Source organism: Mesorhizobium sp. M4B.F.Ca.ET.089.01.1.1 (assembly GCF_004022605.1).
In the GTDB taxonomy this organism is placed as follows: domain Bacteria; phylum Pseudomonadota; class Alphaproteobacteria; order Rhizobiales; family Rhizobiaceae; genus Mesorhizobium; species Mesorhizobium abyssinicae.
Genome location: NZ_RZOS01000362.1, coordinates 1 through 5975, shown reverse-complemented (window position 1 = coordinate 5975; position 5975 = coordinate 1). Strand labels below are relative to the sequence as shown.

Here is a 5975-nt window from a genome sequence, read left to right as displayed (position 1 = left end):
GATTTGCGCTACGACCGCGTCATCATCATGACCGACGCCGACGTCGACGGCGCCCACATCGCGTCGCTGCTGATCACCTTCTTCTACCAGGAAATGCCGAATCTGGTGAACGGCGGCCATCTCTATCTGGCGGTGCCGCCGCTCTATTCGATCCGGCAGGGCGGCAAGGTCGCCTATGCTCGCGACGACGCGCACAAGGACGAGCTGCTGCGCACCGAATTCACCGGGCGCGCCAAGGTCGAGATCGGCCGCTTCAAGGGCCTGGGCGAGATGATGGCCTCGCAGCTCAAGGAAACGACCATGGACCCGAGGAAGCGCACGCTGCTCAGGGTCGACGTGATCGAAGCCGCGGCGGCGACCAAGGACAGGGTCGACGAACTGATGGGCACCAAGCCGGAAGCCCGTTTCCGCTTCATCCAGGAGCGCGCCGAATTCGCCGAGGCGGACGTGCTGGATATCTGAGTGCTGACCGGTCCATAACAGGCTCCGTTGCGGAGACGAGCATGTGACCTTGGCGCGTGTGAAAGATCTTATCGAGGCGAGGTTCGGTAGCCTGACCCGGCCGACGCGTTCGGACTGGATCTTCGCCCTGCGCACCGTTTCGGCCGGGCTGATCGCGCTGCTCGCCGCCTACGCCCTCAAGCTCGACCACCCGCAATGGGCGATGATGACGGTGTTCATCGTTGCTCAGCCCGTCGCCGGCATGGTGCTGGCCAAGGGTTTCTACCGCCTGCTTGGCACGCTGGCAGGCGGGTTAGCGGCGATCGGCATCACCTCCCTGTTCGGCGCCAATCCCTGGCTGCTGGTCGTCGTGCTCGCGATGTGGATCGGGATCTGCACGCTGGTCTCGTCGCTGCTGCGCAACCCCGAAGCCTATGGCGCCGCGCTTGCCGGCTACACCGCGATGATCATCGGCCTGCCTGCTTTCGGCCAGCCGCACCTCGTCGTCGATCTTGCCGTGGCGCGCTGCGCCGAGATCGTGCTCGGCATCGTTTGCGCCGGCCTGACCAGCCGGCTGATCCTGCCGAAGCTGGCCGCCGACGCCATCATCTCGAGGCTGAAGCGCAGCATCCTCGACCTTGCCACCTATGCCGGCGGCGCTTTTTCGGGCGGTGACGCAGCCACCCTGGCCGGTCTGCAGAGGAAGCTGATCGCCGACGCCCAGACACTGGCCGAGATGCGCACCTACGCAAGGCTCGAAGCGCCGAGCTTTGCTCCCCGCGCCCATCCGGTCCGGCGCACGATCGGCCAGCTCCTGTGGGCGCTCTCGGCGGCACGCGCATTGCATTCGCATGCCGCGCCGAAGAATGCCGCCCTTATCCCGGTCCGCAGCGAATTGCAGGCCCTGGTCGGCGAAATGGCGACCAGCCCGGGCGCGCTGGACGACACCGGCCCGTGGGTGGCGCGGCTCGACGCGATCGCCAGGGAGGCGCGGCAGACGCCCGAGCCGTCACCGGACCCCGAAAGCGACCGCCTCGGCGCCATCACCCGCCTCACCATCGCCGCCGATTTTGCCGAAGCGCTGAAGCAGGTGCTGCGCGGGCTGGACGCGCTCCGTTCGCCGGCTTCGCGGCCCTCGCGCGACCGCCGCCAGCCGGCGCTCGTCGTCCATCGCGACTATCATGCCGCCTGGCGCAACGCCGTTCGGGCGGGCCTTGCGACGCTTTTGGTCACGGCGTTCTGGCTGACGACGAAATGGTCGGAAGCGGCAGGCACGGTCATCCTCGTCGCCGTCGTCTCCAGCCTGTTCGCCGCTCGCCCCGACCCTGTCGACTCGGCGTGGGGTTTCTTCAAGGGCACCTTGCTTGCGCTGCCCTTTGCGTTCCTCGTCGGCCAGGTCGCGCTGCCGGCGTTCCCCGGCTTCGGTTGGTTCACGCTCTTCGTCGTGCCGATCATGGTGCCGGCGGCCCTCGGCATGGCCAATCCGCGCCATGTCGGCGTCGCCACCGCCTTCGCCATCAATTTCCTCGCCTTCCTCGGTCCGCATCAGGCCATGACCTACGATCCTGGCCCGTTCCTCGCCGGGTCGGCGTCGATCCTGGTCGGCATTCTCATCGCCATCGGCGTCTTCATCGTCGTGCTGCCCGCCGATCCATGGGTCACCGTCAACCGCATCCTCCAGGCCATGCGCGAAGACCTGGCCCGGCTTTGCCTGCATGAACGCGTGCCCCGAAGGTCGGCCTTCGAGAGCCTGGCCTATGACCGGGTCAACCAGTTGATGCCGCTGTTGCAGCGCGTCGGCAGGAAGGGCGACGCCGTGCTCGGCGGTGGCATCGCGGCGGTGACCGTCGGGCTCGAGATCCTGCGGCTGCGCAGCGCCCAGCAGGATGCGGAGATCCCGCCGGAAACAGCTCTCTCGATCACCAACTTCCTGCGCGGGCTGGCGCGCGAGCTGCTGTTTCGCAGGCCCGGCGAACCGCAGACGGCGACCATCGCCGTCGCCAGGCAATATGCGGCGAGCATCGCCGAGCGCAGCGACAAGGCCGAAATGCTGCAGGTCGCCGCCTCGCTGCGTATCATCGCCGCCGCGATGGAGGACTATCCGGACTTCTTCGCGAAAGGCCGGGCTGACGCCGGCTAGGCCGCTGCGATCGCCAGCGCATGCCCTCGCGCGTTTTCGCGCAGCGCGTCGAGATGGATCGACTTCACCAGCCCGGCGAGATCGCCTTCGGCCGATTGGCCGCCAAGCTCCTTCAGCATCAGCCAGCTCACTTCCTGCACGCCGGCGACGCGTTTGCCATTGGCCACCTCGCGCCACACTTTGAGCGCGCGCAGGATGATGCCATGGGTGGCCGCGGCAAGGCCGGCGCTGCGGAACAGCGCCTGCAGCGCTACGTCGTGCCCCCCGGCCAGAAGCGCCCTCACCCGCTGCTCTGATTGCTGGGCAAGCGCCACCAGCGCCGAGCCGAAGAAGTCGACCTTGCCATGCGCGATGGTGCGGATGATGAAGCTCGCGGTGAGGTCGCCACGCAGCCTGAGATGCTCGATCAGCGCAGCATGCTCATCGGCCCGCGTGCCTTCGATCAGTGTCACCGAGGCCTTCACGCAGGCATCGCGCATGACGCGATCGGCTCTTGCCGCGCCCATCAGCGCCAGCACCAGCGGCGAGCCTTTCAGCGTCTCGCCGAGCTTGACCAGCAACATGTGCCGGCAATCGGCGGGCAGGCGCCCGTCGGCGATCAGCGCCTCGCGCACCAGCGGCAGATGGCCGTGGCGCTCCGCCATGCGGCGGAAGCTCAGCGATGCGATGTCGGCGCCGCTGTTGGCGAGCAGCATGGCGCAGGCCTCCGGCTCGCCGATTTCGGCGATCGCCGCCGCCAGCGCCATCGAGACGACCGGCCGGTCGGCAATCAGTTTCTGGGTCGCTTTCTGGCCGCCGGCGACCCGGTCGATCAAATCGGCATCGGTAAGCAGTGGCGAACGCGCCAGCACCATGGCGGCCACCTCCGGCTGGTCGGAGGCCAGCGCGCTGATGATCTGGATCGGCGCGTGGTGGCTCATCGACAGCGCCTCGGCCAGCGCGAGCCGCACTTTCGACGAGGCGTCGTCGAGCAGCAGCGTCAACGCCGCTTCCGCGGCGCAGCGGTCCTCGAAAGGCAGGTCGGAATTGATATAGGCCCGCGCCAGGGCGCTGGCCGCGGCAGCACGTTCGGCAACCCTTGCCGTATCGATCCATTTTAGAAAATGCGAAACAATCATGCCGACCAGCTTGCGCCCTTGCCGGAACGTCCCGGCCCCGTTGGAAACCGTAGGCCTGAAATGGTTTACGAACGGTTCACCATGTTTATTAACTGGCTTGCGGGCACCGCAGGCAGCGCCTATCAACCCCTGAGCCGTTGAGGAGATCGTGCATGGCCGGGCTTTATCTCGAAGAGTTCGTCGTCGGCCACGTCTTCCGCCACACGCTGCGCAAGACCGTCACCGAGAGCGACAACATGCTGTTTTCGGTGATGACGCTGAACCCGCAGCCGCTGCACATCGATTTCGACTTCGCCGCCAAGAGCGAATGGGGCAAGCCGCTGGTCAACTCGCTGTTCACGCTGGGGTTGATGATCGGAATTTCGGTCAACGACATCACCGTCGGCACCACCGTCGCCAATCTCGGCATGAAGGAAACCGTGTTTCCGCATCCGGTCTTCCATGGCGACACCATCCGTGTCGAAACCACGGTGATCTCGGTGCGCGAGTCCCGCTCAAAACCCGATCGCGGCATCGTCGAGTTCGAGCATCGCGCCTACAACCAGGATGACGTTCTCGTCGCCAAATGCACCAGGCAGGCGATGATGCTGAAGAAAGCGGCCTGATGCGCTCGCTGCTGTTCGTTCCCGGCGACTCCGAAAAGAAGCTCGAAAAGGGTTTCGGCGCCGGCGCCGACGCCGTCATCGTCGACCTCGAGGATTCCGTCGTAGCCGGCAACAAGCCCGCCGCGCGCGACATCGCGGCGCGTTTCATCGCCGGGCACAGGCACCAGACGGCCTCCGCGATCTATGTGCGTGTAAACGATCTGTCGACCGGCCTCACCGACGACGATCTCGCAGCCCTTGTTCCAGTTCGACCCGACGGGATCATGCTGCCGAAGTCGAACAGCGGCCAGGATGTCCAGCAGCTCTCGGCCAAGCTTAGGGTGCACGAGGCCGAGAACGGCCTCCCCGACGGCGCGATCAGGATCCTGCCGATCATCACCGAGACGCCGGTGGGCCTGCTGGCGGCGGGGAGTTATGCCGGAACCAGCGCGCGGCTTGCCGGCCTCACCTGGGGCGCAGAGGACCTGTCGGCCGCGATCGGCGCCCGCGCCGCGCGCGGCGAGAGCGGCCGTTACACCGATGTCTTCCGTCTCGCCCGCGCCATGACCATCCTTGCGGCCGGTGCGGCCGAAGTCGCGGCGATCGACACCGTCTTTCCGGATTTCCGGGACATGGCCGCCTTCGAAGCCGAATGCCGCGAGGCCGAGCGCGACGGCTTCACCGGCAAGATGGCGATCCATCCGGCCCAGGTGCCGGTCATCAACGCCGCCTTCACGCCGTCGGCGGAAGCCGTAAAACACTCACAGGCAATCGTCGATGCCTTCGCGGCGGCCGGAAATCCGGGCGTGGTCGGCATCGACGGCAAGATGTACGACCGGCCGCACCTGCGCCTGGCCGAGCGTCTCCTGGCGCGCGCCCGCGACGCCGGGGTTTCCGCCTGACCGTTACCAGACAAGCGGAATCAGGCGATAGCGGACACTGGCCGCGTAGTCGTCATAGCCCCGCAGGCCGGTCCGCAGCGCCTGCTCCTCGATGAAGGTGCGGATCGCCAACAGCCCGACGAAGAAGAGCACCGATGCCAGCCCCCACCAGGAACCAAGCAGAAGCGCCGTGCCGGCAAAATAGAGGATGGCGCCGGCGTACATCGGATGGCGGACATAGCTGTAGGGACCTGTGGTGATCACATGCTGTCCGCGCTCGTCCTGGATCTTCACGACGGGCGCCGCGAAGCTGTTCTCCAGCATCGTCAGGTAGCAGATCCAGAGTCCAACCAGCAGGATCACCCCGCCGATCACCAATACCCACAACGGAACCGCCGACCAGCCGAAACGGAGGTCGAGCCCAATCAGAGCCAGCCACGCGAAAATGGCGACGAGCAGTGTCGAAAGCAGCACCTTGTCGACCAGGGGCTGGTTCTTCTGGATGGGAGGGCTGAGCCGCTCGTTCATCAGGCCGGGATCGCGACGGGCCAGCGACATGCCGAGCGTCAGGCTGAGCCCGATCATCACCACCAGATACACCCAGGCTCCCGGCCAGTTCAGCGTGCCGGCCGAGAGGAACAGCACGGCGCCCATGACGCCGAACCACACGAATGTCTGCAGGATCAGTCTCGCGATCATGACCAGCCTTTCGTGACTTGCCCCGCCGGCGTCTGCCCGAGCTCTGTTCAGCCCTTTTCCCAGCGCGGCCGGCGCATCGAGAAGGTCTGGTCGACGCTGGCATAGTCCATGT

At 66.4% G+C, this 5975-nt stretch carries 6 protein-coding genes; 4 read left to right on the top strand and 2 right to left on the bottom strand.

Annotation, left to right across the window (positions count from 1 at the left end):
* Together EN780_RS25710 and EN780_RS25705 are read left to right on the top strand one after the other, a co-directional pair.
* A partial coding sequence (locus EN780_RS25710) for a toprim domain-containing protein (RefSeq protein WP_245500138.1) occupies nt 1-462 on the top strand: 462 nt, incomplete at its 5' end.
* 43 nt (nt 463-505) lie between these two features.
* Entirely contained in the window at nt 506-2581 is a 2076-nt protein-coding gene (locus EN780_RS25705) for an FUSC family protein (RefSeq protein WP_128275689.1), read from the top strand.
* Here the strand turns inward: EN780_RS25705 and EN780_RS25700 are convergent.
* Nucleotides 2578-3699 carry a DUF2336 domain-containing protein gene (locus EN780_RS25700; protein ID WP_128275688.1) on the bottom strand — a complete coding sequence of 374 codons (1122 nt, stop codon included), beginning with the start codon at nt 3697-3699 and terminating at the stop codon, nt 2578-2580. The genes EN780_RS25705 and EN780_RS25700 overlap by 4 nt on opposite strands.
* Before the next feature lie 152 nt (nt 3700-3851).
* On the opposite strand from EN780_RS25700, the gene EN780_RS25695 reads away from it, so the two are divergent.
* Together EN780_RS25695 and EN780_RS25690 are read left to right on the top strand one after the other, a co-directional pair.
* Complete coding sequence (locus tag EN780_RS25695; protein WP_127310422.1) at nt 3852-4304, top strand: MaoC family dehydratase; 453 nt, start codon at nt 3852-3854, stop codon at nt 4302-4304.
* Nucleotides 4304-5185, top strand: a complete 882-nt coding sequence (locus EN780_RS25690; RefSeq protein ID WP_128275687.1) for a CoA ester lyase — start codon at nt 4304-4306, stop codon at nt 5183-5185. Before EN780_RS25695 ends, EN780_RS25690 begins: the two co-directional genes overlap by 1 nt.
* A 3-nt stretch (nt 5186-5188) precedes the next feature.
* Here EN780_RS25690 and EN780_RS25685 read toward each other — a convergent pair whose 3' ends face one another.
* The gene (locus EN780_RS25685) at nt 5189-5863 is read right to left on the bottom strand and encodes an isoprenylcysteine carboxylmethyltransferase family protein (protein WP_128275686.1); all 675 of its coding nucleotides are present in this window, start codon (nt 5861-5863) and stop codon (nt 5189-5191) included.
* Between the last annotated feature and the right edge of the window lie 112 nt (nt 5864-5975).